25 protein-coding genes are annotated in these 24,102 nt (G+C 71.1%); 21 read left to right on the top strand and 4 right to left on the bottom strand.

Annotation, left to right across the window (positions count from 1 at the left end; all coding sequences use genetic code 11):
* Positions 1–45 precede the first annotated feature (45 nt).
* Together OMK64_RS03220 and OMK64_RS03225 are read right to left on the bottom strand one after the other, a co-directional pair.
* The gene (locus tag OMK64_RS03220; protein WP_272726531.1) at positions 46–489 is read right to left on the bottom strand and encodes a nuclear transport factor 2 family protein; all 444 of its coding nucleotides are present in this window, start codon (positions 487–489) and stop codon (positions 46–48) included.
* A 149-nt stretch (positions 490–638) separates the two neighbouring features.
* A complete protein-coding gene (locus tag OMK64_RS03225; RefSeq protein ID WP_272726532.1) occupies positions 639–959 on the bottom strand; it encodes a hypothetical protein in 321 nt (106 codons plus the stop codon).
* Positions 960–1,039: 80 nt separating this feature from the next.
* Here OMK64_RS03225 and OMK64_RS03230 point away from each other — a divergent pair, with 80 nt between their 5' ends.
* The gene (locus OMK64_RS03230) at positions 1,040–1,615 is read left to right on the top strand and encodes a TetR/AcrR family transcriptional regulator (protein ID WP_272726533.1); all 576 of its coding nucleotides are present in this window, start codon (positions 1,040–1,042) and stop codon (positions 1,613–1,615) included.
* Positions 1,616–1,673: 58 nt separating this feature from the next.
* Here OMK64_RS03230 and OMK64_RS03235 read toward each other — a convergent pair whose 3' ends face one another.
* The gene (locus tag OMK64_RS03235) at positions 1,674–2,732 is read right to left on the bottom strand and encodes a GlxA family transcriptional regulator (RefSeq protein WP_272726534.1); all 1,059 of its coding nucleotides are present in this window, start codon (positions 2,730–2,732) and stop codon (positions 1,674–1,676) included.
* 134 nt (positions 2,733–2,866) lie between these two features.
* Between OMK64_RS03235 and OMK64_RS03240 the strand changes: the two genes are divergently transcribed.
* The 14 genes from OMK64_RS03240 to OMK64_RS03305 all read left to right on the top strand — a co-directional run bounded on the left by OMK64_RS03240 (position 2,867) and on the right by OMK64_RS03305 (position 16,129).
* Positions 2,867–4,189, top strand: coding sequence for an alpha/beta fold hydrolase (locus tag OMK64_RS03240; protein WP_272726535.1), 1,323 nt, complete (start codon positions 2,867–2,869; stop codon positions 4,187–4,189).
* Between the two features lie 330 nt (positions 4,190–4,519).
* Positions 4,520–5,365, top strand: a complete 846-nt coding sequence (locus tag OMK64_RS03245; protein WP_272726536.1) for a hypothetical protein — start codon at positions 4,520–4,522, stop codon at positions 5,363–5,365.
* A gap of 428 nt (positions 5,366–5,793) precedes the next feature.
* Positions 5,794–6,153, top strand: coding sequence for a hypothetical protein (locus OMK64_RS03250; RefSeq protein WP_272726537.1), 360 nt, complete (start codon positions 5,794–5,796; stop codon positions 6,151–6,153).
* On the top strand, positions 6,147–7,043 hold the full coding sequence (locus OMK64_RS03255; protein ID WP_272726538.1) for a hypothetical protein: 897 nt from the start codon (positions 6,147–6,149) through the stop codon (positions 7,041–7,043). The genes OMK64_RS03250 and OMK64_RS03255 overlap by 7 nt, the downstream gene beginning before the upstream one ends.
* An 18-nt stretch (positions 7,044–7,061) precedes the next feature.
* Positions 7,062–7,742 (top strand): SAF domain-containing protein, encoded by a 681-nt coding sequence (locus OMK64_RS03260; RefSeq protein WP_272726539.1) that lies wholly within the window; start codon positions 7,062–7,064, stop codon positions 7,740–7,742.
* A gap of 188 nt (positions 7,743–7,930) precedes the next feature.
* Entirely contained in the window at positions 7,931–8,509 is a 579-nt protein-coding gene (locus OMK64_RS03265; protein ID WP_272726540.1) for a hypothetical protein, read from the top strand.
* On the top strand, positions 8,506–9,954 hold the full coding sequence (locus tag OMK64_RS03270; RefSeq protein ID WP_272726541.1) for a TadA family conjugal transfer-associated ATPase: 1,449 nt from the start codon (positions 8,506–8,508) through the stop codon (positions 9,952–9,954). Before OMK64_RS03265 ends, OMK64_RS03270 begins: the two co-directional genes overlap by 4 nt.
* Positions 9,955–10,160: 206 nt before the next feature.
* Entirely contained in the window at positions 10,161–10,808 is a 648-nt protein-coding gene (locus OMK64_RS03275; RefSeq protein WP_272726542.1) for a type II secretion system F family protein, read from the top strand.
* Between the two features lie 233 nt (positions 10,809–11,041).
* Positions 11,042–11,692, top strand: a complete 651-nt coding sequence (locus OMK64_RS03280) for a type II secretion system F family protein (RefSeq protein WP_272726543.1) — start codon at positions 11,042–11,044, stop codon at positions 11,690–11,692.
* 12 nt (positions 11,693–11,704) lie between these two features.
* Positions 11,705–11,905, top strand: a complete 201-nt coding sequence (locus tag OMK64_RS03285) for a hypothetical protein (protein WP_272726544.1) — start codon at positions 11,705–11,707, stop codon at positions 11,903–11,905.
* Positions 11,906–11,914: 9 nt separating this feature from the next.
* Positions 11,915–12,313, top strand: coding sequence for a TadE/TadG family type IV pilus assembly protein (locus tag OMK64_RS03290; RefSeq protein WP_272726545.1), 399 nt, complete (start codon positions 11,915–11,917; stop codon positions 12,311–12,313).
* Complete coding sequence (locus OMK64_RS03295; protein ID WP_272726546.1) at positions 12,310–12,735, top strand: TadE/TadG family type IV pilus assembly protein; 426 nt, start codon at positions 12,310–12,312, stop codon at positions 12,733–12,735. The genes OMK64_RS03290 and OMK64_RS03295 overlap by 4 nt, the downstream gene beginning before the upstream one ends.
* On the top strand, positions 12,732–13,175 hold the full coding sequence (locus tag OMK64_RS03300; RefSeq protein ID WP_272726547.1) for a pilus assembly protein TadG-related protein: 444 nt from the start codon (positions 12,732–12,734) through the stop codon (positions 13,173–13,175). Before OMK64_RS03295 ends, OMK64_RS03300 begins: the two co-directional genes overlap by 4 nt.
* Entirely contained in the window at positions 13,172–16,129 is a 2,958-nt protein-coding gene (locus OMK64_RS03305; protein WP_272726548.1) for an AfsR/SARP family transcriptional regulator, read from the top strand. The genes OMK64_RS03300 and OMK64_RS03305 overlap by 4 nt, the downstream gene beginning before the upstream one ends.
* 59 nt (positions 16,130–16,188) lie before the next feature.
* Here OMK64_RS03305 and OMK64_RS03310 read toward each other — a convergent pair whose 3' ends face one another.
* Complete coding sequence (locus OMK64_RS03310) at positions 16,189–16,992, bottom strand: prolipoprotein diacylglyceryl transferase (protein WP_272726549.1); 804 nt, start codon at positions 16,990–16,992, stop codon at positions 16,189–16,191.
* Positions 16,993–18,326: 1,334 nt separating this feature from the next.
* On the opposite strand from OMK64_RS03310, the gene OMK64_RS21000 reads away from it, so the two are divergent.
* The 6 genes from OMK64_RS21000 to OMK64_RS03340 all read left to right on the top strand — a co-directional run bounded on the left by OMK64_RS21000 (position 18,327) and on the right by OMK64_RS03340 (position 23,982).
* Positions 18,327–18,632, top strand: coding sequence for a M15 family metallopeptidase (locus OMK64_RS21000; protein WP_272726550.1), 306 nt, complete (start codon positions 18,327–18,329; stop codon positions 18,630–18,632).
* Between the two features lie 158 nt (positions 18,633–18,790).
* On the top strand, positions 18,791–19,051 hold the full coding sequence (locus tag OMK64_RS03320) for a DUF6112 family protein (RefSeq protein WP_272726551.1): 261 nt from the start codon (positions 18,791–18,793) through the stop codon (positions 19,049–19,051).
* Complete coding sequence (locus OMK64_RS03325; RefSeq protein WP_272726552.1) at positions 19,052–20,164, top strand: hypothetical protein; 1,113 nt, start codon at positions 19,052–19,054, stop codon at positions 20,162–20,164.
* A complete protein-coding gene (locus OMK64_RS03330; RefSeq protein ID WP_272726553.1) occupies positions 20,161–21,573 on the top strand; it encodes an SCO6880 family protein in 1,413 nt (470 codons plus the stop codon). The genes OMK64_RS03325 and OMK64_RS03330 overlap by 4 nt, the downstream gene beginning before the upstream one ends.
* Before the next feature lie 116 nt (positions 21,574–21,689).
* Positions 21,690–22,886: a putative type IV secretion/conjugal transfer ATPase gene (locus tag OMK64_RS03335; protein ID WP_272726554.1), complete on the top strand. Its 1,197-nt coding sequence runs from the start codon at positions 21,690–21,692 to the stop codon at positions 22,884–22,886.
* Positions 22,846–23,982, top strand: coding sequence for a DnaB-like helicase N-terminal domain-containing protein (locus tag OMK64_RS03340; protein WP_272726555.1), 1,137 nt, complete (start codon positions 22,846–22,848; stop codon positions 23,980–23,982). The genes OMK64_RS03335 and OMK64_RS03340 overlap by 41 nt, the downstream gene beginning before the upstream one ends.
* The last annotated feature ends 120 nt before the right edge of the window (positions 23,983–24,102 follow it).

A 24,102-nucleotide genomic window follows, 5' to 3' on the forward strand; every position in this document is an offset into this window, starting at 1 on the left:
CGACAAGTGTCAAATGGCTGTCCAGCGGTGTGCCACCCATGAACGTTAGCCAGGCGGCACCGTGAGCCTGGCGGCGCCGATCGCCGCGAGGGCGCCGAGCTCGTCGGCTGTCATCCACAGGCTCGCGATCAAGCCTCCCTCGATGGTGAGCACGTCGATCACCCGGATCTGCAGCTCACGCTCGGTGGGTGGCAGCACCCCGGCCGCCGTGCCGAGCGCGCCGGTCTGTCGGCCCGACATCCGGAAGGCGACGGCGACCTTCGAGCCTCGCTCGTTTGCCTGCTCGCACACGTCGAGCACCTCGCGCTCGAGGTCGGTGAAGGTGTTGCGCACCTGTTCGGCGCGCGAGACCAGGTCGGCGACGGTCATCGGCGTGCCGTTGATGACGACTGGGTCGGCGTACCAGGCGCCGAACGCGGCCTCGGCCGCGGCGCGGTCCTGATGCGGCGTGCTCCAGAGATCGAGCAGTCCTTCGATGTCGAAAGCCATGGGGCCATGGTGCCGCGCCATGCACGACGGCTCACGAGACTGGCGGGATCGAGGTCGTCGCGACGATCCCCGAGACCAAGTCGATCAAGCGGCATGAGCGAGGCAGCTCGCGGAATCTTCGCGGAACGAGCATGCGCTTCGCACCGGGCCTACGCCGTCGTCGTGTCTTCCCCCTTACGCGCGCGCCGTGCGAGCTCGTTGATGTAGTGCCGGAGGGCCGGGTCGTGGTCGCCGGACTCGACGCGTCGCACGAGCTCGGTCGCCTCCTCCTCGCTGATCAAGCCGGCCTGCCTCGCCGGGAGGAGGCGTTCTTGGACGTGCTGGGCGCGGACGCTCAAGAGCACCTCCCGTTGAGCGGTGGAGTCGTCAGAGCGCAACTTCTCGAGCTGGTCGCGGGCGAGGTCTCCGGCCGCCTCGAGGCGTGACGACTGGGACGCCTTGAGCGGGCCGGTTGGTTGCTGTTCGGTCATGAACGCCAATTTATCGAGACAGGGTGTCGATGTCGATACGCGCTGTCGCGGGCGTATCACCCTGTATCGTCTGAGGCACGATGCCGAAGCTCTGGGACAGCACGATCGAGTCGCACCGCCACGAGGTGAGGGCCGCCGTTCTGCGCGCCACGTCAACCGTGGTGTCGGAGCGCGGGCTGCTGGGGGTCACGATGACGGGGATCGCGAAGGAGGCCGGCATCGGGCGGGCCACGCTGTACAAGTACTTTCCTGACGTGGAGTCCGTACTCCAGGAGTGGCACGCCGAGCAGGTCCACACGCATCTGGAGCAACTGCACGCGATTGCAGCCGACGACGGCGGCGTCGTCGAGCGCCTCCGTCGTGTGCTCCGCGCGCATGGGACAAACCTGTTCGAGTCACGCATCCACGCCGGTGCGGCGGACGCGGTCGCATCGCTGCACACGGGCGACCGGTTCGAGGAGCACGGAGTTGCCCTGCAGCGTCTGGTGGCCGGTCTGATCAGGACTGCTCAGGCCGACCATCAGTTGCGTGACGACCTCGATGCGGACGAGCTCGCCCTGTTCGCGGTCAGTGCGGTGTCGGGATCTCCGCGCGCAGCCTCGAAGGCAGCGGCCCTCCGCCTCGTCGACACGACGTGCGCCGCGCTCGCGCCGTAGCCTCACGCGGTTCAGGGCCGACATGCAGGTGTGCGTCGAGCCTTCACTCCGCCCGCATTCACGACGCCGAGAGATGGGGAGTCGCGTCCGCGCCGCCCTGCTGCTGAGAAGGCCTCTCGCGGAAGTGCTGGCGGTGCGCCCCGGGCGTCGTTCCGAGCCGCCGCTGGAACGCCCGGTTCATGGACTCGGGTGTGCCGAAGCCGCACGCCTTAGCGACCTGCGCGACCGTCCGGTTCGTCGTCTCCAGTAGCCGGCACGCGGCATCGAGACGGACGCCCTCGACGTGCGCTCCGGCGGTGGTGCCCACCTCCGCCTTGAAGACGCGCGTGAACTGTCGCTCAGAGAGGTTGACCTGCTGGGCGAGCGCGGGCACGGACAGGTCGTCGGTCAGATGGTCGCGGATCCACGACAGGAGGTCGCGGATCGGTTCGCTGTCGGCTGCCTGCCCGGCGAGCAGTGCCGAGAACTGGGTCTGCCCGCCGGCGCGCTGCAGGTAGACGACCAACTGGCGTGCGACGGCGGCGGCGGCCTGGTGACCGTGGTCGTCACCGACGAGCGCGAGCGCGAGGTCGATGCCGGCCGTGACACCCGCGGACGTCCACACGTTGCCGTCGTTGACGTAGATGGCGTCGGGCTCGACCGTAACGTCGGGGTAGGTGTCGCTGAGGGCTGCGCACTCTGCCCAGTGCGTGGTCGCACGGCGTCCGGTCAGCAGTCCGGCGGCCGCGAGGACGAAGGCGCCGGAGCAGACCGAGGTGATCCGGCGGGCGTCGGTGGCGAGGTGCCGAACGGCGTCGAGGAGTTCGGTGTCGGCGACAGCGGTGTCCATGTCGGAACCGCCGGCGACGACGAGGGTGTCGACCGGACCGCCGACGTCAGCGACCGCGGTGGACGCGAACTCCAGCCCGCAGCTGGGACGCACCGGTCCACCGAGCGGGGTCACGACCTGGGTGACGTACCGCACGGTCGGCACGATGCGGGACGCGGTCGAGAAGACCTCGAGCGGTCCGGTGACGTCGAGGATCTGGGCTCCGTCGAAGGTGACGATCACGACGCCGTGCTCGACCACCGGGGCCGACGTCGACCCGCTCGAGTCGATGTCCCGTGACTCGGTCATCGCGACCTCATGGAGTGACCGTACGCCGCCGAGGCGATGGCCGGAATCGTCAACGACGTGTCCTGGCGGCCGTGCGGCCGTGCCCTCCACGCTGGAGTCGTCCCCGTCACCGCCCGCGTTCGCAGAAGGCAGTCATGAACCGCACCGCCACCCTGGCCGATCCCCCACCTTCTCTGTCGCCGATGCCCGTGGCCTCGGGAGGGCCCATCGGGTGGGTCGTGCTCGGCGCGCTCGCCGGAGGGCTCCTCGCGGCTGTGCTGCTCGCGGCCGCTCCGTTCGTCCCCCCGACAGAAGCAGGGATCACCGGGGCGGTCCTGTGCGGACTGGCGCTGGGCTGGGCGATGCTCGGCATGCTCTCCGCGCGGTTCACCGCTCAGCCTCAGCAATGGGCCTTTGCTCCGGCCGCGGTCATGGGGGTAAGCGGCGTTCTCCTCGTGGCGTTCGATGCGTCGGTGCTCGAGCCGCTCAGTTGGGTGTGGCCGCCTGTCATGCTGGTGCTGGCGGTCTGGGCGATCGTTCGCGCCCGTCGCGACCTGCACCACCCGATCCGGCGGTGGCTCCTCTCCCCCGTGCTCGCCCTGCTGGCGCTCGCCTCGCTCGGCGGCGGCTTGCAGACGGTGCGCGAAGCGGCGACGCGGGCTGATTCCATGCCTGGTCAGCTCGTCGACATCGGTTCGCATCGTCTGCACCTGAGCTGCACGGGCTCGGGCAGCCCGACGGTCGTCGTTGAACCCGGAGCCGGCATGGTGTCCGCTCAGCTGAACCTGATCACGCCCACCGTGGCCGACGGCGCCAGGGTCTGCGGGTACGACCGTGCAGGGCGCGGCTGGAGCGACCCCGCCCCGACCAATCAGGACGCCGCGCAGATCGCGACCGACCTGCACGCGCTGCTCGAGCGCGGCGGGGTCCCTGGACCGTACGTGTTGGCCGGGCACTCCTTCGGCGGGCTCTACGTGCTCACGTTCGCCGATCGCTACCCGGATGACGTCGCTGGAATGGTCCTGATCGACTCCACGGCCCCGGCCTCCCCGCTGGACGAAGGTGCGGCAGAGAGGGGAGACGAGCGCTCGTCGGGCCTCATGGACCGTGTTGCCATCCTCGTGTCGACCTCAGCGCGGCTCGGCCTGACGCGTCTGATCGATCAGCCGACGCCGAGCGATGTCCGCAGCACCATCGAGGAGTACTCCTTGGGCGGCGCGTCCGCCCGGCAAGCGGCCGAGATGAGCGACTTCGCCGAAAAGCCGCTGATCGTCCTGACGGCGGGCATCGGTCACGACGCCGACAAGTCGGCGGCTCAAGACGCACTGGCCACCCTGTCCACCAACAGCGTCCATCGCGTGGTCGACCGCGTCGACCACCCCGGGATGATTCTCGACCAGGACGGTGCATCCGCCACGAGCCGAGCGATCCTCGACGTCGTGTCCTCGGTGCAGACCTCGCAGCGCCTGGTCGGCTAGTCCGGGCAGCCGGACGCCGGACCGTCCGACCAGAAGTCGACGCACGGACCGTCTTGCGCGATCGCAGGGCGTGGGGCGCGTCGGCGCGGAACCTCGGGCGAGTCGGCGTCGCCGTCAAGTCATCGCTCCGCCGCGGATGACGCACTCGAGCAGGTAGCACGGCACGTTCATCGCAACGCCTTGGCCCTGAGGGTGACGCCGCGGAGCTTCGTAGACGTCCCGATGACGCGTCGATGACGGGCTCAAACGCTGACGGATGCGCGCATGCCGTCACCGCTGTGTCTAGTGAGCGTGAGGAGGGTCGCTGCCGACGACAGTTCGGAGGCGACAATGAGCACGAGCCTGCGCGGCCAGCGGCCGCACATCACGAGAGACAACGCGTCGCTGCTGGAGGCGCTCGAACGCGTCGACGTCGAGGGCTGGGAGGGGCCGAGCGCGACGGAGCTGCTGACGTTCGTCCGTGTCCAGATCGCTCGCCCGCTCGCTATCGACGTGGGTCTGCGCGGGCTCGCCGCGTCGCAGGCAGAGGCGTCGGCGTGGCAGGCGGCGTGGGTCGCGATGACGAAGCCGGCGCTCCGGCGGGCCGAGTCGCCGTGGGGCGTCGTCTGGCGCGCGGCTAAGAGAGCAGCGCTGGGTGAGGTGATCGCGGCCCGGTACGGCAAGGTCGAGCGTCGAGCATGGGAGCTGCTGCCCCCGGCGGACGGCTCGGCGCCCGTCCGGCTACCACTCAGCCTCGACGTCCTCCTTGAGAACGGCTGGGAGGCTGCGGCGCCCGAGCCCGCGGCCGGCGAGCTCCTCCCGGCGATCGACTGCGTCGTCTTGGCGCTCGTCGAGAACGGGTGGCCCGACGAGGAGGCCCGGCGGATCGTCCGCGCGGTCGTCGACCTTCCCGACGCCTCGGACGATCCACGCTCTGGAGCGCTCGGCTGGCGGCACATGGCTCGCGACCTCGATCTCCCGCCGTGGCAGGCGCGTCGTCTGTGCGTGGCCTTGCGCGGGACGGCGACCTGGTCCGGTCTGATCGCGAGGATCCTGCGTGATGGTCCAGCGGCAGCCACCACTCCTCCGATGCGTGCCGCCCTTCGTTCGACGCGGGTGCGCCGGCATCGGTCTCCCGTGCTCGCTGCGGAGCGCAGCACCGCGGCGGTCGACGGTCCACAACTGCCTTCGCGGTAAGGCTGTCCACAGATCCGAGCCGACCAGCGGCGCACCTTGGCAGACTCGTGGCACACCTGCACCTATGACGACGTCCACGATGCTCTGGGACACGCGCCCAAGATGCGCGCGTCGCGCCGAAGGGTGTGCAATGGGCGCTCCGACGCAGTCGTCGAGCCGGTTCGCGGGCGCGCGCGGACCGCGCAGGGGGCGGGTGTCCGATGAGGCATCGACACATCTCCACGCGCTCCGCGTTGGGCGGGCTTCTCGTCGCCGGCGCGGTCCTCCTCGCTGGCTGCACTCAGCCAGGACCGGACGCGACCGCTACGACGACTGCCTCGCCGGCATCTCCGACACCGTCGGCGAGCCCGACGCCGACGCAGGACCCCGCCACCGCCTCGGCAGAGGCCGCGATCCTCGATGCCTACCGTGGCTACTGGGCGGCGAAGGTGACGGCGTTCAGCGACCCCACCGTAGAGCCGGGTGCGGAGCTCGAGCGGTTCGCCGTCGACACGGCGTTCGCGGAGGTCATCTCTGGCGTCTACACGTTCCGCCGCAACGGCATCAAGGTCCTCGGCGAACCGACGCTCTCCCCCCACGTCTCGGACATCGTCGTGGGCGAGCAGGGCACGGCCACGATCGTCGACTGCGTCGACGGCACCAACTGGACGCCGGTGTACGCCGCGACCGGAGAGTCCGCGGCGCAGCCGGGCCAGGCGCCGAAGCTGACGACGACGAGCACCGCGTACTACTACGTCGACCGTTGGACCATCCGGTCGTCAGTCGTCGACCACGAAGCGCCATGCTGATCGCTGTTGTCGCAGTGGCACTCGCGCTCGGCTCTGTCATCGGTACGAGCGGCGAGGTCGTCTGCTCGCCGCACTCGACGTTCTGCGTCATCGACGTCGGCACCCCGGGCACGCCCGCCCAGCCCGCACCGCCCGCGGGTGGGGACAGCGGGAGCGGCGCGGAGCGTCGGTGCATCGTCTCCGCCACCGGCGTCGAGGTCCCGTGCCAGAGCCCGCTCGGGTGGTTCAACGATCGCGACGACTGCTACTGGCGCAAGCTCGAGGTCCAGCCACCTGCCACCGACGTGATCTGGGCCGGCCACCACCCCGAGGGTGCGATCTACTCCGTGTCGTGCGTCGGTACCCAGCCCGGGGGGCGCCAGGGCTGGGTCTGGTCGGCGGCCGAGCCACCCGGCTACGGCGGGACGTCGATCACGCCGCAGCAGCTCGCCCAGCGTGCGGTGTCCCTGCTCGAGCTCGCCGGGCCAACGATCCGGCTGACCATCGGCTCGGACGAGACGGGTGTCGTCGGTGTCCCTGTCTGGCTGTGGACAGACGTCACACCGTCGACGTGGGGGCCCGCTTCGGCGACGGCAAGCGTGCCCGGGCTCTCGGTGACGGCCACCGCCCAGGCGCGACAGATCGTCTGGTCGATGGGTGACGGGAGATCCGAGACCTGTGCCTCGCCCGGCACCCCGTACGTCGAGGGCGGAGTCACCTCCCCGACCTGCCAGCACATCTACGACCGTCCGTCGACGGCCGAAGCGAACGGCGTCTTCCCGATCAGCGCCATCACGACGTGGGACGTGACCTGGAGCGGAGGCGGCGCGTCGGGCTCCCTCACCGTCACGCGCCAATCCACGGCCAGTGTCCGCATCGACGAGGTGCAGGTGCTCGTCACCCAGCAGTGAGCTCAAGCAGGAGGGGCCATGACGGCCACCAGCGAGAAGCAGACGCATGACGGATCCCCGGCTCGGCCGGACCTTCGGCCACCGCTGACCATCGCGCCACGAGGGCGGCGGCGACCGTCGCTGGTCATCGCCGGCGTTGCCATGGTTGCTGTCGGCGCCCTGGCGGTGGCGTGGCTGGTGTCCTCGGCCGGAGACCGCGAGGAGGTCGTCGTCATGGCCCGCGACGTGCCGTACGGCGCGACGATCACGGCGGCCGACCTCACGACGACCGCGGCCTCGCTTGATCCCACCGTGCGGGCGGTGCCGGCGGGCGACGCCGACGACCTTGTCGGTCTCGTCGCCTCGACCGAGCTCACGCGGGGCAGCCTCGTCTCCCCGGACGATGTCGTGACGGGCGGCATCGTCGGAGCCGACGAGGCGCTCGTACCTCTTCTCCTCGTGCCGGAGCGCGTTCCGGCGGGCGGACTCACTGCGGGCGACCGACTCCTCGTGGTCGACGCTCCACCACCCGGCGCGGACCCCGTCGCCGGCGCTCCCTCGACGCATGAGGCTCGCGTCGTCCGAGTCGGTTCCCCCGACGTCAACGGAACGGTCGTCGTCGACGTCGTGACGAGAACGGACGATGGACCCGACCTCGCGACACGAGCCGCGACGGGTCGCTTCGCGATCGTGGTCCTCCCGGCTGAGGTCTCGCCATGACGGTCGTCGCGCTGTGCTCTGCAGGAGGTGCGCCGGGCGTCACGACGACCGCGCTCGCTTTCCTCGCCGCGTGGCCGTCCGGACGGCCGGGGCGGCGGGTTCTCCTCGTCGACGCGGACCCGGCAGGTTCCGGAGTTCTGGCAGGCGCGCTCCTGGGGACGCCGACGGAGTCGGTCGGGGTCTCGCTGGTGGCGGCGGACCGGGGGTCGGTGTCGCCCAGCTCGGTCATCGAGCGGACGGCCGCGCTCGACCTCGAGGCGAGCCGGATGGTGCTGCCGGGCGTCAGCGAACCCCGACAGGCACGCCCGCTCCTCACGCTCTGGCCCGCGCTCCTCGACGTCGCACGAGATCTCTCCGACGACGGGATCGACGTCGTGGTGGACGTCGGTCGGATCGGCCATCGGTGGGAGCCGACGCCCTGGATCTCCGGTTCCGACGTCGTTGCTCTCGTGGTCCGGCCCACGGTCGGGTCAGCCGTTCGAGCCGCAAGCGCGATCAGGGCGATCGCAGCGGACCGCGACGGTCGCACCCCGCCGCTCGGCATCGTCGTGGACGCCGGTGGATACAGACCACCCGAGATGGCAGACGCGATCGGCACAACCGATGTCTTTGCCCTGGCGTACGACCGCTCGGCGGCAACGACGCTCTCCGCGCCGACGTCGCTCGACTCGCACCGTCTCGCCGCCTCGCGACTCGTGCGGTCGTCTCGCGCCGTCGTGGAGCGGCTCACTGAGCTCGCGCCGGACCCCATGGCGGTGGCGCCATGACCGGGCGTGACGTGGGCATGGACCACAGGAACGGCCACGCCGCAGGGTCGCCCTTCGCCGCGACGTCGGTCGCCATCCAGTCCCCCGCGGGCTCGGTCGCCGCCGACCTTTCGCTGGTCCGAGACGTGCGAGCGGTTGTCGCGGCACGGCTCGCCGAGCGCTTGCAGACCCAGCGGATCGACTCCCCAGAGGCTCGTCGGGAGCTCGCGCGGTCGCTGGTCGCCGCTGAGCTCGGCGAACGAGCGCGAGACCGCGTCCGCCGTGGCGAGGACCCGTGGCCGCTCGAGACCGAGCTGGCGACCGGGCGGGCTGTCATGGCCGCGCTGTTCGGCCTCGGGCGCCTCCAGCCCCTGATCGACGACCCGGCGGTCGAGAACATCGAGGTGGATGGGCACGACCGCGTCTGGGTGTCGTACGCGGACGGTCGCATCGTCCGCCATGCCCCGGTGGCCGACTCGAACGACGAGCTGATCGAGGTGCTGCAGCTGCTCGCGGCGCGCACCGGCACCGCAGAGCGCACGTTTTCGTCCGCGCACCCGGCGCTCCACCTCCGGCTCGACGACGGCTCACGTCTCGCCGCGGTCGCATGGACGACGCCGCGGCCGCACGTCGTCATCCGCCGGCACCGGGTCCGTGACGTCGACCTCGACGACATGGTGACGCTCGGCTCGCTCGACACCGTCCTCGCAGCCTTCCTGCGGGCTGCCGTCCGAGCCGGCAAGAACGTCGTCGTTACAGGTCTCCAGAACGCGGGCAAGACGACGCTGGTCCGGGCGCTGGCGAACGAGTTCGACCCGATGGAGCGGTTTGCCACGATCGAGAAGGAGTACGAGCTGCACCTGCACGATCTCCCAGACCGGCATCCACGCGTCGTCGCGATGGAGGCCCGCGAGGGCTCGGCCGAGCTCGATGCGCTCGGCCGTCGTGCAGGCGAGGTGACCTTGACCGAGCTCGTCACCACGGCCCTGCGGCTGAACCTGCGCCGGATCATCGTGGGCGAGGTTCGGGGGGCCGAGATCCTGCCGATGCTCGAGGCGATGTCGACCGGTGACGGTTCGCTGTGCACCCTGCACGCGCGGTCGGCGCATCACGCGGTCGACCGGATCGTCACGCTGTGCCTCTCGGCGGGCGTGCACATGACCGACACGTTCGCGTACCGCCTCCTCGCCGGGTCGGTCGACTTTCTCGTGCACATCGAGCTCGTCGACGAGCCACCGCCCGCGAAACGTGAGCGCTTCGTCTCCCAGGTCGTGGAGATCGACGGACTCGGCGAGCGCAACCGGCCTACGATGACAACGGTCTTCGGGCCCGGTCCGGACGGACGTGCCGTCCCGCTCCACCGACCCGCGTGCCTGGCGGACCTCGTCCGGGCGGGCTTCGACGAGCGACTGCTCGACCACCCCATGGGCACCTGGGCAGTGCACGAGGCGGGGGCGGGCTCATGACCGGCGTCCTGGCCTCCGTAGCGGGCGCAACGCTGGCGGGTGGGCTCGTGCTCGTCGGCATCGGGCTGCTGCGACGTCCAGGTGCGGACGCGCCCCGCGCACGACGGATCCTGCGGCGACGGGCTTCTGCGGCGGGCTGGCACCGCTGGCGATGGCTCGCCGCCGGCGCCAGCGGGGTCGCGGCGTGGGCGGCGTCGTCGTGGCCGGTGGCCGGTGTCATCGTCGCCGCCGCGGTCGTCGGCCTTCCCTACTTGCTCGGGTCCGAGAAGGTCGCGGCACGGGCGATCTTGCGCGTCGAGGCCATCGAGGAGTGGACCCGCCGTCTTGCTGACGTGCTCGCCACGGGTGTCGGCCTCGAGCAGTCGCTACAGGCGTCAGTGGCGACGTCCCCTGCGCCGATCTCGCGCGAGGTCGGCGCGCTCTCCGCGCTACTCTCGGCGCGTTGGACGACGGAACAGGCGCTGCGATCGTTCGCCGACGACCTGGACGACGCGGCCGGCGACTTCGTCGTGGCATCCCTCCTGCTCGCGTCACGGCGGCGCGGGCCTGGGCTCTCCTCCGTGCTCACCGCCGCTGCCGGTTCGGTCGCCGACGAGGTGGCCTCTCGCCGCAAGGTGGAGGCCGAGCGAGCCCGGCCTCGGTCGACCGCTCGCCTCGTCACGCTCATCACGCTCGGTGTCTCCGCGGTGCTCATGCTGAACGGTTCCTACCTGGCGCCGTACGGCGATGGACTCGGGCAGCTGGTGCTGCTGGCGATCGCCGGCGCGTTCACGGGTTGCCTGCTGTGGGTGCGTGCGCTGACTCTCAGCCCGCCCTCCCCTCGCTTCCTGGCGGCCCCGGACGGTGCACGATGACGGCGAACCTCGTCATCCTGATCGCCGGCGGGCTCTTGGGCGCCGGGATGGTCGTCGTCACGGCGGGCCTCAGACCAGCGCGGCCCGACGTGGTCCAAGCTGTCCGCTCGCTCACGGAGTCGTCCCCATCGCGCCGTGCGCCGAGGACGACGCGATGGGGCGCGCTGCAGGACCGCGCGCTCCCTCCGGCCGCTCATGTCTTCAGACTGACGCGGTACGCCAGCGACCTGCGGATGGTCGAGATGTCGCCGGAGGACCTCGCAGCGCGGAAGATCCTGTACGGCCTCGTCGGTGTCGCCGCTCCCCCGGTGATGTCCGGGCTGATGCTCGTCGCGGGGGTCAGCCTTCCCGCTGGTGTGCCGGTCGGGGCAAGCGTCGCGCTGGGCGCGGTCTTCTTCCTGCTTCCCGACGTGAACGTCCGCCAGCAGGCGGTCACCGCGCGAGCATCGATGCGGGCGGCGACATGCGTGTTCCTCGAGCTGGTCGCGATGGAGCGGCTCGGCGACGCAGGACCTACGGAGGCGCTGGACCGCGCGGCGGGCGTCGGAGGGTCGCGCGAGTTCGCGCGCATCCGGGACGCCCTCCTCCGAGCCGAGCTCGCGGGCCTGCCGTCGTGGCACGGCCTCACCGAGCTCGCGGCAGCGACACGCGTCCCCGAGCTCGCCGACGTCGCCGACATCATGCGACTCGCCGGGCGCGACGGCGCCGCCGTCTACGCGACGCTCCGCGCCCGCGCCGCCTCCCTCCGAACCCAGCTGCTCGCGACGTCCGTCGCCAAGGCAAACGCCGCCTCCGAGCACATGGTCGTGCCGGTCTCCCTGCTCGGCCTGTGCTTCATGGCCCTCCTGGGCTATCCCGCGTTCGTGCGCATCCTGCTCGCCTGACCGGAGGACCTCATGCTCCCGCTCCTTGCCCTCGCCTACCTCGACAGCCTCATGACGTCCGCTCAAGCGAGGGTGCGCTCGCGAGCGGGGTCGGACGCCGGCGCCTCGACCCTCGAGCTCGTGATCATCATCCTCGGCCTGATCGCCGTGGCCGGCGTGCTCGTCGTCGCCATCACCGCCGCCGTCCAGCGGCGGGTCGACCAGATCACGTGACGGCGACTGATGTCGTCGGCCAAGCGCCCGCGGGACGAGGGGTCGGCCAGCGTCGAGCTGGTCATCCTATTCCCCGCCCTGCTACTGATCGTGACCGCGCTCATCCAGTACGGGCTGTGGTTCCACGCGCAGTCGGTCGCGACCGCGGCCGCGCAGGAGGGCGTCGCCGCCGGCCGCGCGCTCGACGCTGGGCCGGGCGTCGCACAGGCGAGCGCACTGTCCTTCATCGCTGCCCACGGGTCCGACACGCTCGTCGATGCCACTGCCACCTCGGCAGGGCGCGTCGGAGAGATCACGGTGGTGGTGGCGGGCCGCTCGTTGTCAGTCGTTCCCGGCGTCGGAGGCCTGGCAGTCCAGGCCTCCGCGCACGCGCCCGTCGAGCGCTTCGTCAGGGAGGACGCCGGATGATGCGCCTGCCACCTCACGACGACCGCGGCTCGGTCACTCTCGAGCTCGCGATCATCGCGCCTGCGCTGCTGCTGCTCCTGGCCCTCGTCGTCGTGGCCGGACGGGTCACCACCGCGGCAGCTGCTGTCGAGCAGGCAGCGCGCGCGGCCGCTCGGGAGGCGTCGCTCGCTCGGTCTCCGGAGGGTGCCCGAGACGCGGCGACAGCTGCAGCCCGGGCGGGCCTCGACGAAGCGCGCTGCACCTCTTCGAGCATCAGCGTTGACACCAGCGGCTTTGCCGCGCGACTGGGCAGCGACGGCAGCGTCTCGGTCTCCATCGTCTGCCTGGTCACCTTCGGCGACCTCGTGGCGCCCGGGATCCCCGGTTCCCGCTCGATCACCGCGTCGTCGACGTCACCGCTCGACAGGTACCGGTCGCGATGAACGCCCGCCTGCAGGCTCTCGTCGCGGACTCCGACCGGGGATCGGTCTCGGTGTTCGTCGCCATCAGCATGCTCGGACTGCTCGTGCTGGTCGGGCTTGTCGCCGACGGCGGAGCGAAGCTGCGGGCGACGCAGCGCGCCGATGCTGTGGCCGCAGAGGCGGCTCGTGCCGGCGGCCAGGCACTCGACCTCCCCGCCGCCGTCACCGGCCAGCACGACCGGGTCGACCGAGCGGTCGCCGTGCGTGCTGCGGAGGCGTACCTGGCAACCGTGGGCGCGACCGGTTCCGTCACGGTCAGCGGCGACCGGACGCACGTCGAGGTCACCGTCACCGACACCGCGCCCACCGCCTTCCTCGGCCTCCTCGGGATCGAGCAGCTCACGGTGACAGGGAGCGCCTCGGCCACGCTGGTCGACAGCACAGGAGGAGGTGCGCCATGACCGCGTCATCTGCGCGATCGGAGACGGCTCGGGACAGCCACGACGTCGTCCACGCGCTCGCTGCCGTAGCGACCCTGGCGGCGTTCGTCTTCGGAGTGCCGTTTGCGCTCGTCGTCCTGGCCCCCTCCTACGTACCGGGCGGGGCCTTCGCAGCGTCCGCGAGCCCGGCCGACCTCGTCACGCGTCCGGACGACGGCGCGCTCCTCCTGCTCGTGCTCGCCGCCGCGGCGTGGCTCGCGTGGCTCGCCTTCACTGCATCGGTCGTCGTCGAGGTCGTCGCGAGCCTCAAGCGGGCGGCATCACCGCGGTTGCCCGGCCTGCCAGGGGTGCAACGCGTGGCCGCGAGGCTCGTCGCGTCGGTGTGGCTGCTGGGCTCGGTCGGCTCCGGAGTGGCCGCGCTTGGAACGCCGGCCCTCGCGTCGCCGGCGACGCTGGCGTCCGCGCCGGTGGTACCGCACGGGCCAGCCGATGGTGAGCGACCGCCGCTGAGTCCCGAGGCTGAGTCTGTGCCTGAGCCCGCGGTCGACGCTGTGGTCACGCCCACCACCGGACCGATCGTCCGCGTCGAGAGGGGCGACACCCTGTGGAGCCTGGCCGAACGCCACCTGGGCAACGGTGCGCGGTACGTCGAGATCCGGGACCTCAACGCAGGCCGCCTGCAGGCCGATGGTCGGACGTTCGAGGACGCTGACTGGATCCTGCCCGGCTGGACGCTTGAGCTCCCGAGCGATGCGGTGGGCGTGCAGCCCGCACCCGGGGCTCCCGCACACGAGGCGGCAGCGACCGTCACCGTCGAACAGGGCGACACTCTCTGGGACCTCGCGGCCGAGCACCTTGGCGACGGTGGGCGCTACGGCGAGATCCTCGACGCGAACCGCGGGACCACTCAGCGCGACGGCACCACGTTGACGGACCCCGACCTGATCACGCCCGGGTGGGTCCTGCAGATGCCCGGCATGGACGCTGCCCTCCCGGCAGCCGAAGCCGAGATCACCTCGCCGGCCGCGACGTCAGAACCGGTGCGCCCGAGCGCGGCCACTGGGAGTCAGACGCCGGCCGTTGGGTCGCCTCTCGAGGAGACTGCCACGCCACACGCCGAGCTGAGCGATGCCGCAACAGCACCCGCTCTGGCGGACCTCGCGGCAGGCGCAGGTCGGGATCAGGGCACCACTGACCAACCTGGAGAGGCGAACCAGCAGCTCTGGTACCTCGGGCTGACCGCGCTCGGTGCAGCCGGTGTCGTGGCAGAGATCGTCCGGCGCCGCCGCCTCCAGCACCGTGCGCGCCGGCCAGGTGAGCTCATCCCGATGCCGACTCCGGATTCCGGAGCGGCTGCCGCCGAGCGCTCGCTCCGGGCGGCACCGGCGCCGGTGAGCCCGGCAGCCCTCAAGGTCGCGCTCGCGAACCTCGGATGTCGGTGCTTCGACGCCGGACTCGACCTCCCACGGATCGGCGCGATGCTCCTCGACGAGCACTCCCTGACCGTGCTCCTGACGGAAGACTTCGTGCAGCCCGTTACCCCGTTCGTCGCGGTCGACAGCCGCACGTGGCGGGCGGCGACCGCGGACATCGCCGCGGAGCGTCCGATGGAGGACAGCGAGCAGTCCGTCCCGCACCCTCTCGTCGTCGTCCTTGGTCATACGGAGTCGCAGACGCTGCTCGTGAACCTCGAGGCAGCGGGCACGCTCGTCGTCACCGGGCAGACTCACGTCCAGGACGTCGTGCGAGCGCTGCTCGTCGAGCTTGCGACGTCTCCGCTCTCCAGCGACGTGACCGTCGTCGTGGACTCCGAGTGGTCGCGGCTGGCCGAGGTCTTCGAGGCACATCGGATGCGCGGGCGACACGACGACGCCGAACGGCAGACCCTCGCGCGACGCGTCGCGCACCACCTCACGGCGACCGGCGTCGACGACGTCCTCCAAGCACGGGGAGATCGCCATGCGGGCGACTCCAGCATGCCGATCGTGTTTGCGGAGCACGAGGCAGTGGGCACGGAGTGCGCGCCGTGGAGCGGTACCGCGCTGGTCACGACAGACAGCGCAGCCGCCGGATGGCGGCTCGACATCTCGCCTGAGGGCGAGGCAACACTCGTGCCCTGGGAGATCCGGTTCCGCCCTCAGCGACTCGACGCTGCCACGACCGAGCGCCTCCATGAACTGCTTCTGACGTCCGTACCGCCGGCACCGGCGGAGGTAGCACCAGGTCCGGGCGGGGACCCGCTCGACCTCCTGAGGGAGCCGCCAGAAACGGCGGTCGCCCGGAGCTCTGATGAGAACGCCGATCCGGTACTCGTCCGCGTGCTCGGCCACGTGGAGATCGAAGGCCTGCGGAGGCCAACAGACAGTCTCAGCCCGAGGATGACCGAACTCATCGTCTACCTCGCCCTTCACGGACCTGCGACCGGCGCCGAGCTGGACGACGTGCTGTGGGACGGCGCGAGGATCAGCGCCGGAACTCGAAACGCACTCGTCTACAGGACGAGGCAGAAGGTCGGCGAAGAAGTGCTCCCGCTCGTGGGACCGGACGGGATGTACCGGCTGGGCCACGAGGTGGACAGTGATTGGCGGAGGTTCCAACGCTTCGCCAACGAAGCCGCCGGCGCTTCGGGCGATGCCCGCGTCGACCTCTTGCGCGGTGCGCTCGACCTCGTCCGCGACACGCCATTCAAGGGCGTCGCCGGAACACAGTTCGCCTGGGCTGACCCGGACATCGAACGGATGTCGAGCACGATTGCCGACGCATCGCTCGCCCTTGCTCAGGCGCTCACGGGCGAGCACCGGGACCGCGAGGCCCTCGACGTCGCGTTGCGAGGACTCATGGCCGAGCCGTTTTCGCGCCCCCTGCAGGATCTCGTGGTGCAGACGACCGCCGCGACGAGCGGCGTGGAGCAAGCCCGGGCGCGCCAGAGGCAGTTCGTGGCTCGGAACTCGGACCTCGATCCTGAACAGCTCTAGCGGACCGGCGGCGTTCGCCTCACCTCTTGCGGGCGAGCTGTACCTCCTCGAGCGGCACGTCAGCGGCGTCGAGCGGGCTCACGGCCGGCCATCGCTTCGTCGATCGCGGGCCGCTGCAGAGGTGATCGTGCGCGCGTCCGTGCGCGGCCGTGGCTGATGACAGCGACGCCCGCCAGGATGCTGAAGGCGGCCCAGATCTGGGGCTGCGTCAGCCCGAGCAGGACGTGCTCGTTGAGGCGCAGAAGCTCAACCAGGAACCGCGCGACACCCGACAGGACCAGGTACGCACCGAGGAGCTCGAGCTCTGGCCGCCATCGTCGCTGGAGCGCCCAGAGCACTGCGGCGATCGCCACCGCGGCGAGCGCCTCGTAGAGCGGTGTGGGATGCACTGGCACGTCGGTTGCCACGGTCGCGTCAGGCAGCGCAGCGCCCCACGGCAGCGTCGTCGGCTTGCCGTAGGTGCCGTCCCCCGACAGCCAGCACCCCACACGGCCGACGCCGTATGCAAGCGTCAGCGGTATCACCGCGGCATCGACGACTACCGCGGTCGGCAGGTGCCTGCGGCGGGCGACGACCAAGAAGGATGCGACCCCACCCACCAGTCCGCCGTACCACGTGAAGCCAGAGCCCCCGAGATGGTGCCACGTCACCTCGTCGGCGTGCTCGAGCAGGAAGTAGACCTTCGCACCGACGAAACCCCAGATCGTCGCCCACGTCACGAGCGCGTGAGCATCGTCCCGACGAAGCCCGCGTTGGGTGAAAGCCCGGCCGAGCACATACGCGGCGAGGAGCGCCGCGACCGCCTTGCTCACCCCGTACGACTGGACGTCGACGCCGAAGATCGAGAAGAGAACTGGCTGCACCTCAGAGTCCTTTCGTCGTCGGCAGAGGAGGGCTCCGCGCGACGCCCACGGCGTCCGTGAGCACTGCCGATCCTCGAGCTGCAGCACCGCCGTCCCGATCTTCTTGCCGTCAAGATTTGGTCAACGGGAGGACCGGACGCGTTGACGCGACCAAACAGCGCTTCACAGGCCGCCGGGTCGTTGACGGCTTAGTCGGAACTTCACCAAGCCTCGACCGAGCGAGATGTGGAACCGCTCCACGATGGGCGCCATGACCGATGTCGAAGCCCGCGTTCGAGCCGACTCGGCCCCCGAGCGCCCGCCAGCGACGGCCGGCCGGCTGCGCGCGGTGTGGACCGCAGTCTCGGGAGCCATGGGCTTCGTCGCGGGTCTGGCTCCGCACGTCCTCCACCACGTCGGGCCACTGATCGGTACGGCTCTCGTCGCGGGTGCTGGAGGAACCGTGGTGTTCGCCGTCATCGGGCTGGCCGCGTGCATCCCCTCCCTGCTCCGCCTACGTCGGCGCTTCCGCTCCTGGTGGGCTCCCGGAGTCGCTCTGGCCGTGTCCGGAATCGCCTTCGCTCTGTCGACCGTGGTGATAGGGCCGCTGATCAGCGAACAGCCGTCGGCTCCCACAACCCCCGCGGAGCACGCCCAGCATCACTAGCGGTGGCCGCAAGCGGAGAACGGCGCATCGAGTCCCCGAGCCGCGTCCGATCGGCAGGGTCTCGCCCGCTGGCGCCCGTGTCCGAGCAGAAAGCACGAGCGAAGGAGCATTCGGCACCGCGGCAGGCCGGTCAGATGCGGGCGTTCGTTGCCCCCGGTCCCCGCGAAGCCCGAGACACGGAATGGGACGACACAGCGCAGGACGGCCGACGGCGGTGCACGGGCGGGACGGACTAGACGAGCGGCACAGCACGCCACGACGCAGAACACCGTCCCGCCTCGTAGCGCCGGCCAAGGTCGCCGTGGCGGTCACTCTGGCGACGTCGCTAGGCGCAACCGCGTCGGCGCTCGCGGGCACTGGGGCGTCCGCTCGCCCGTCCACGTCCTCGGCCGGCCCCAGCACGGTCGAGGCGCTCACCTCCGAGCTTCCCGACCTCGTACCTCCTGCATCGCTTGTAGCGAGCAGCAGCGGGGACACGAGGCGTCTCGCAGTGGGACGAGCGTCCCGCTCCTCGGCTCGGCCGGAACCGGAGGCCGACGACGGTCCCGACGCGTGTGACGGCGTCGTGACCGACCCTGGCACGAACGGTCGGGTACCTCGGTCGGAGCTGTGCGCGCTATGGCAGCGTCCGTTCGAGGACAGGGCGGATGCTGTCGTTGCCCTGTTCGCGCTCAACGACGAATACGCCGTGGTGTTCGGCGAGCCGATCTGTCTCTCGTCGGGCTACCGGACGTATGAAGAGCAGGCCGCCCTGCGTCGCACGAAGGGGGCCGTCGCGGCTCCGGCGGGCCTGTCCAACCACGGCTGGGGGCTCGCCGTGGACCTCTGCAGCGATGCGTACGCGGGTGCGCGTGGTCGCTGGCTCGCGAAGAACGCCGGGGCCTTCGGCTGGGAGAACCCCGCGTGGGCCCGGAAGGGCGGTTCCGGCTTCTACGAGCCGTGGCACTGGGAGTACGTGCCCGGACGAGACGCCATAGAAGTCGCCCAGCGCTGACTTGGCGGGAAGGTCGCGCACGCGATGGACCCGGCTGCGTCGCACGTTGGGTGACCGGCCGCGCACCTCCCGACAGAGGCCGTGCCCACGGCTGAGGCGATGTGGAGGTCAGTCGAATGAGCGCGCAATCCGTCTGCTGCCGCCTGGGAGACCCCGGCGTGACGCCGAACGAGAGCGGACTTCCCGGGCTCGGGGTGGCACGGGAGGTCGTCGGCGCGCTCATGACGTGGGGCCTCGTCGCGTGCGTCGCGGGCGTCATCGTGTCGGTGATCGTGTGGGCGGTCGCGAGAGGCAACGGCAACTACTCGTACGCGTCGGGCGGCAAGACCGGTGTACTCGTGTGCGCGGCGGGGGCGCTGCTGATCGGCGGCGCGAACGCGATCGTCGCTTTCTTCTCTGGGCTGGGCGGGCAGATCTAGATGTCCCTCGCGACTGTCGATCCGTGCGTCGGCCCCATCGCCTTCGTCTGCGACGTCGCCAACGCGACCCAAGAGGCGGCGGCCGACTACGTGCTGGGCAGCCTCGGCGCCGGCTTCGTCGAGAGTGCCGCACAGGTCGGTGAGCTGGCTGTCGCCGCGCTCGACTCCACCACGTCCATCGACCTCGGGGTGTCGTGGTTCCGGGACAACGTCGTGGTCATCTCGGCGGTCGCCCTCCCCATGATCGTCGGTTTGTTCGTCGTCCAGGTCATGGCGTCGGTGGTGCGGCGCGAGCCCGGCGGGCTCGTGCGCGCGGTCGTCGGTGTCGCGAAGGCGCTCGTCGGGTCAGTGCTGGCGCTGGCGGTGACGCAGCTCGCGCTGACGGCGGTGGACGGTGTCTGCGAGTACATCGCCCGTAGCGCGGGGACGACAGTGGCAGAGGCGGCGGCGCGGTTCTTCGACTTCGCGGCGATGCTCACGTTCGCACCTGGGCTGCAGCTGCTCCTCGGATTCGCGCTGATCGTGGGCTTCTTCCTCCTGTGGGGAGTCCTGCTGTTCCGCAAGGCGGCGCTCGTGCTCGTCGCCGTCTTCGCTCCGATCGCCTTCGCTGGTTCCGTCTGGGACCAGACGCGCGCCTGGACGCGACGGTGGATCGAGGTCGTCGCCGCACTGGTGTTCTCGAAGATCGTCATCGTCGTGACGTTCGTCGTCGGCTCGTCGGCACTCGCCGGCGATGCCGGCGCCGGCGCGCCGATCCGCGTCACCGACGTCGGTGCAACCGGGCTCTCGGACATGCTCGTCGGCATCCTCCTGCTGGCCATCGCCGTCTGGGCGCCATGGCTGACGTGGCGTTTCGTGCACTGGTCGGGGATGGAAGCGGCGGGTGTCATGCACAGCGCCGTCGCCGCCAACCCGATCAGTCGGGCGGCGCGGTCCGCAGCGACGACGAGCCGGCACGTGACGCAGCAGCTGGCGATGAGCGCTGCGACGTCTGGCGTCAACGCCGCCGCTCGCGGTGCACGCGCTGCAGGGAACGGGGCACGAGTCGCGGTGCCGCAGCGGCCGAGCCCTCCCCCGCACCCCACTCCCTCGTCAGCCGGTGAGCAACCATGACCTCGAGCACCGCGGCGCCGACGCGCTTCGGGCGCCGGGAAAGTCGAGGCATCCTGCTCGGGCTCACCGCGGCTCAGCTCGGCGTCGTGACAGTTGCGCTCGCCGTCGCCGTGGGGGCGGTCTACTCGTCGGGCGCTGCCGGACTCGTATCGGCATCACCAGCCTGGGGGCTCCTGCTCGCGGTCGGCACCGTCAGCGTCAGCGACCGACCCCTGGTGGACTGGACGCCTGTCGCCGCCGAGTGGTGCATCCGGAAGGCGCTCGGGCGCACGACCGCGGCGCTGTCGACGCGTGGCCGCGACTCGGACGGTGTTTTCGTTCCGGGGCTGGCTCGCCGCATCGACCTCGTCGACTGCTCGTCGGCCGGCGCGGTGCTCGCGATCGATCGAGCAGCGGGCACCGTCTGCGCCGCACTGCGTGTCGACGGCACCGGATTCCTGCTCGCGGACGGCGCCACCCAGGACCACCGGGTGAGCGCGTGGGGGCGCGTCCTGGCGGCGCTCTGCCAGCAGCGGGAGGTCGTGCGCGTCCAGGTGCTCGTCCGGACGCGCCCGGGTGGGATGTCACGGCCGCGCGCCTGGTGGGCGGAGCACTGCGTCCAGCGCGGCGACACCGTCACAACGGAGCTCGTACGGCTTCTCGACACCTCGTTCGTCGACCCGTGGGTGCACGAGGCTTTCGTCGCCGTCTCGATGAAGCTGGCTAGAGGGAGGCAGCGTGGCATGTCCTCCACCGACGTCGAGGCGACTGCCACGACCCTCAGCAACGTCGAAGCCGCCCTGGAGGCCGCTGAAGTCAGGTCGTCAGGGTGGCTCGACCGTGAGCACCTGCTGGACGCGATCCGAGCGTCCTACGAACCCGGACCCAGCGGCCGGGCTGAGGGCGTCGTGACGACGTCGGTAGCGACGGGCGTCGACGAGCACTGGACGCACCTCGTGACCGGTGAGGCCGTGCACGCGACGTACTGGATCGCCGAGTGGCCGCGGAGCGACGTGCATCCGTGCTTCCTCCAGCCGATGCTGCTCGAGAGCGCTGCTCGGCGGACGTTCTCCCTGACCGCAGAGCCGCTGCCGATCGCGAAGGCGCTCAGGGAGATCCGGCGCGCCAAGGCAGAGCACGCCGCTGACGCCGTGCAGCGGGCGCGACTCGGTCAGGTTGAGAGCGAGGTGACGCGCGCAGAGGTCGCGGAGCTGGCACGACGAGAGGCGGAGCTCGTCGCCGGCCACGGCGACGTCCGGTTCACGGGGCTCGTCTCGGTCTCCGCGGACGACGAGCCCGAGCTGGCCCGACGGTGCGCAGCGCTCGAGACAGCTGCGGCGCAGTCGCTGTGCGATGTGCGACGACTCGTGGGCCAGCAGGGCGCGGCTCATCTCGCCGCGTGCCTACCGCTCGCGCGAGGTGTCCTGTGACCGGGCAGCCGCGTCGCCGGATGTTCCGCACGACGCCGAGGCGGTACCGCCCTGGGACCCTTCGACTGCCGCCGCACCGCGCGTCGACGGCTGTCCTTGCCGGCGCCTACCCCTTCTTGGGCACCGTCCCGAGCGACGTCGGCGTCCCCGTCGGCGTCGACGCCTTCACGGGCTCGCTCTACTGCTTCGACCCGTGGGCGCTCTACGCCCGCGACGAGCTGACCAACCCGAACGTCGACCTGGCGGGGGTGATCGGGCAAGGGAAGTCAGCCCTCGCGAAGTCGCTCGCCCTCCGGTCCATCGCTGCCGGCCGTCGGGTTTACGTCCCGGGTGACCCGAAGGGCGAGTGGGCAGCGGTCGCCGAAGCCGTCGGCGGGACGGTGATCCGCCTGGGGCCCGGGCAGCCCTCGAGGATCAACCCGCTTGACGTGTCCGTCGCAGGCGATGACGGCGCACGGGGTCGGCTGCTCGCGGCCTGCGCCGGGAGCAGCCTGCGACGCGACGTGTCGGCGAGCGAACGCGGCGCGCTCGACGCCGCCCTGAAGACCGCCGCTGCGCGGGCGGGGTGCCCGACTGTTGCCGACGTCGTCGAAAGCCTGATGACGCCCGATCGCACGGTAGCTCAGCAGGACGGCATCGCCGTCGCCGACAGGACGCTCGACGGCCGCGACGTCGCCCACGCGCTGCGCCGCCTCGTCCGGGGCGACCTAGCCGGCATGTTCGACGGACCGTCGACCGCGCGCATCTCCCCCACCTGTCCCATGGTCGTGCTCGACCTGTCGGCGCTGGGCACGGACGACGACGCGATCGCGATCGCGATGACGTGCTCGGCGGCATGGCTCGAGTCGACGTTCGAGGGCACCTCCGCCAGGCGCTGGGTCATCTACGACGAGGCGTGGCGCCTGATGCGCGACGTGGCGCTGGTCCGCCGCCTCCAGGCCCACTGCAAGCTGTCGCGGGCCCACGGGATCGCGAACCTGCTCGTTCTGCACCGCCTCACCGATCTCGACGCCGTCGGGAAGCGCGGCTCTGAGGCCCGCGCGCTCGCGAAAGGACTGCTCGCCGACTGCTCGACCCGGATCGTCTACCGCCAGGAGTCGGACCAGCTCGCCGCGACACAAACCGCGCTCGCCCTCACCCGGTCGGAGCGGGACCTTCTTCCGCTGCTTCCTCGCGGGACCGGCCTCTGGCGGACACCAAGCCGAGCCACGGTCGTGCACCACGTACTTCATCCCGTGGAGCTCGACCTCATCGACACGGACCGAGCGATGCGTGACGAACCCACCGCTGGAGATGATCGCGATGCGGCATGACGAGCTCGTGCGCCTCGCCGAGCAGGCGACGCTCGGCGGCCTGATGCTGCGACCGGAAACCCTCGGCTCGGTCCGGCCGTGGCTGCGAGCCGACGACTTCGCCGACATGTGGCACGGCCAGGTCTACACCTCGCTCCTCGAGCGTGAGCCGGTCGGCGGCCGCGATCCACACTCGATGGCCGCAGTGCTGGTGGACAGGCTGGGGACTCGACGAGCGAACCTCCCGCGGTTCGCCGAGCTCATCCACGTGACTCCCCCGGCGCCCGAACCGTCCGAGTACGCGCGCATGGTCGCCGGCAACGGACTTCGCAGAGAAGTTGCCGGCCTGGGCGTCCTGCTCCAGGCGGCGGCTCTCGCCAGCGCCAACGACCTCAGCGCCGGTCCCCTCATCGCGACGTGCTCGCTCGTCGACGCCGGCCTCGACCGAGTCGACGTCAGGTGGTCGCTCGCGACCGGTACACCGCACGACGACGTCGTTGTCCCGCTCCAGCTCCGCGCGGCGGCACGGAACACCGGACGAGCTGCTCGTCTTGCGGCCGACAAGTACCTGACGGCGCACCCGCCGCGCGACCGCGAGTCGGAGCGCCTGCATGTCGCACTCCTCGTCGGGTCGTTGATCGCACACCCGGGGCGCATCTCCGACGTCTCGCGCTGGCTGCCCCCGACGCGGATCGAGGACGTTGGGTGGCGCGTGCTGTACGGCACGACGCTCGAGCTCGCGGAGCTCGGGCGTCACGTCGACGTGGTGACCGTCGCCTGGGCCGCCACCGCCCACGCACGTCACGGCCCAGAGCTGCCGAGCCTGGCGTTGCTGCGGCAGACCGTCGACGACTCCTGGTATGTGCACCCGCGGGAGATCGTGCGACTCGTCGCCGCGGACCAGGCGCGCCAGATCGCCGACGTCGGAGCCGAGCATCTGCAGGCCGCCGCCTCGAACGTCTCGCTGGAGATCGGCGACCTCGTCGACGCGGGACGGGCGGTGACCACGACGCTCCGGACGATCGCGCGCGCGCTCGAGCCCCGCCCGGCGACCGAGCCGACCACGGTTCGCATCGTCGAACCGCCGTCGATCGCGGCGCACGGCGCCGCACGATGATGTCGCCGCGGCCGCCTGTTCGCCCCGGCCCAGCACGCTCCGGCGGACCAGACCTGACGTCATTGGCGACTGCTGCTCTCAGCGGAGTTCTGGTCGTCGCCAGTGTCCTGTGGGTGGGAG

It is taken from the genome of Cellulomonas fimi (genome assembly GCF_028527925.1).
Taxonomy (GTDB): domain Bacteria; phylum Actinomycetota; class Actinomycetes; order Actinomycetales; family Cellulomonadaceae; genus Cellulomonas; species Cellulomonas fimi_C.

What these genes read in the sequence shown, in the direction of transcription:
- OMK64_RS03260 (WP_272726539.1), top strand. Translation starts at nt 7,062, where the DNA reads ATGACGGCCACCAGCGAGAAGCAGACGCATGACGGATCCCCGGCTCGG.
- OMK64_RS03235 (WP_272726534.1), bottom strand. Translation starts at nt 2,732, where the DNA reads ATGACCGAGTCACGGGACATCGACTCGAGCGGGTCGACGTCGGCCCCG.
- OMK64_RS03280 (WP_272726543.1), top strand. Translation starts at nt 11,042, where the DNA reads ATGGTCGAGATGTCGCCGGAGGACCTCGCAGCGCGGAAGATCCTGTAC.
- OMK64_RS03245 (WP_272726536.1), top strand. Translation starts at nt 4,520, where the DNA reads ATGAGCACGAGCCTGCGCGGCCAGCGGCCGCACATCACGAGAGACAAC.
- OMK64_RS03305 (WP_272726548.1), top strand. Translation starts at nt 13,172, where the DNA reads ATGACCGCGTCATCTGCGCGATCGGAGACGGCTCGGGACAGCCACGAC.
- OMK64_RS03285 (WP_272726544.1), top strand. Translation starts at nt 11,705, where the DNA reads ATGCTCCCGCTCCTTGCCCTCGCCTACCTCGACAGCCTCATGACGTCC.
- OMK64_RS03270 (WP_272726541.1), top strand. Translation starts at nt 8,506, where the DNA reads ATGACCGGGCGTGACGTGGGCATGGACCACAGGAACGGCCACGCCGCA.
- OMK64_RS03225 (WP_272726532.1), bottom strand. Translation starts at nt 959, where the DNA reads ATGACCGAACAGCAACCAACCGGCCCGCTCAAGGCGTCCCAGTCGTCA.
- OMK64_RS03300 (WP_272726547.1), top strand. Translation starts at nt 12,732, where the DNA reads ATGAACGCCCGCCTGCAGGCTCTCGTCGCGGACTCCGACCGGGGATCG.
- OMK64_RS03330 (WP_272726553.1), top strand. Translation starts at nt 20,161, where the DNA reads ATGACCTCGAGCACCGCGGCGCCGACGCGCTTCGGGCGCCGGGAAAGT.
- OMK64_RS03255 (WP_272726538.1), top strand. Translation starts at nt 6,147, where the DNA reads ATGCTGATCGCTGTTGTCGCAGTGGCACTCGCGCTCGGCTCTGTCATC.
- OMK64_RS03325 (WP_272726552.1), top strand. Translation starts at nt 19,052, where the DNA reads ATGTCCCTCGCGACTGTCGATCCGTGCGTCGGCCCCATCGCCTTCGTC.
- OMK64_RS03220 (WP_272726531.1), bottom strand. Translation starts at nt 489, where the DNA reads ATGGCTTTCGACATCGAAGGACTGCTCGATCTCTGGAGCACGCCGCAT.
- OMK64_RS03290 (WP_272726545.1), top strand. Translation starts at nt 11,915, where the DNA reads ATGTCGTCGGCCAAGCGCCCGCGGGACGAGGGGTCGGCCAGCGTCGAG.
- OMK64_RS03230 (WP_272726533.1), top strand. Translation starts at nt 1,040, where the DNA reads ATGCCGAAGCTCTGGGACAGCACGATCGAGTCGCACCGCCACGAGGTG.
- OMK64_RS03240 (WP_272726535.1), top strand. Translation starts at nt 2,867, where the DNA reads ATGAACCGCACCGCCACCCTGGCCGATCCCCCACCTTCTCTGTCGCCG.
- OMK64_RS03295 (WP_272726546.1), top strand. Translation starts at nt 12,310, where the DNA reads ATGATGCGCCTGCCACCTCACGACGACCGCGGCTCGGTCACTCTCGAG.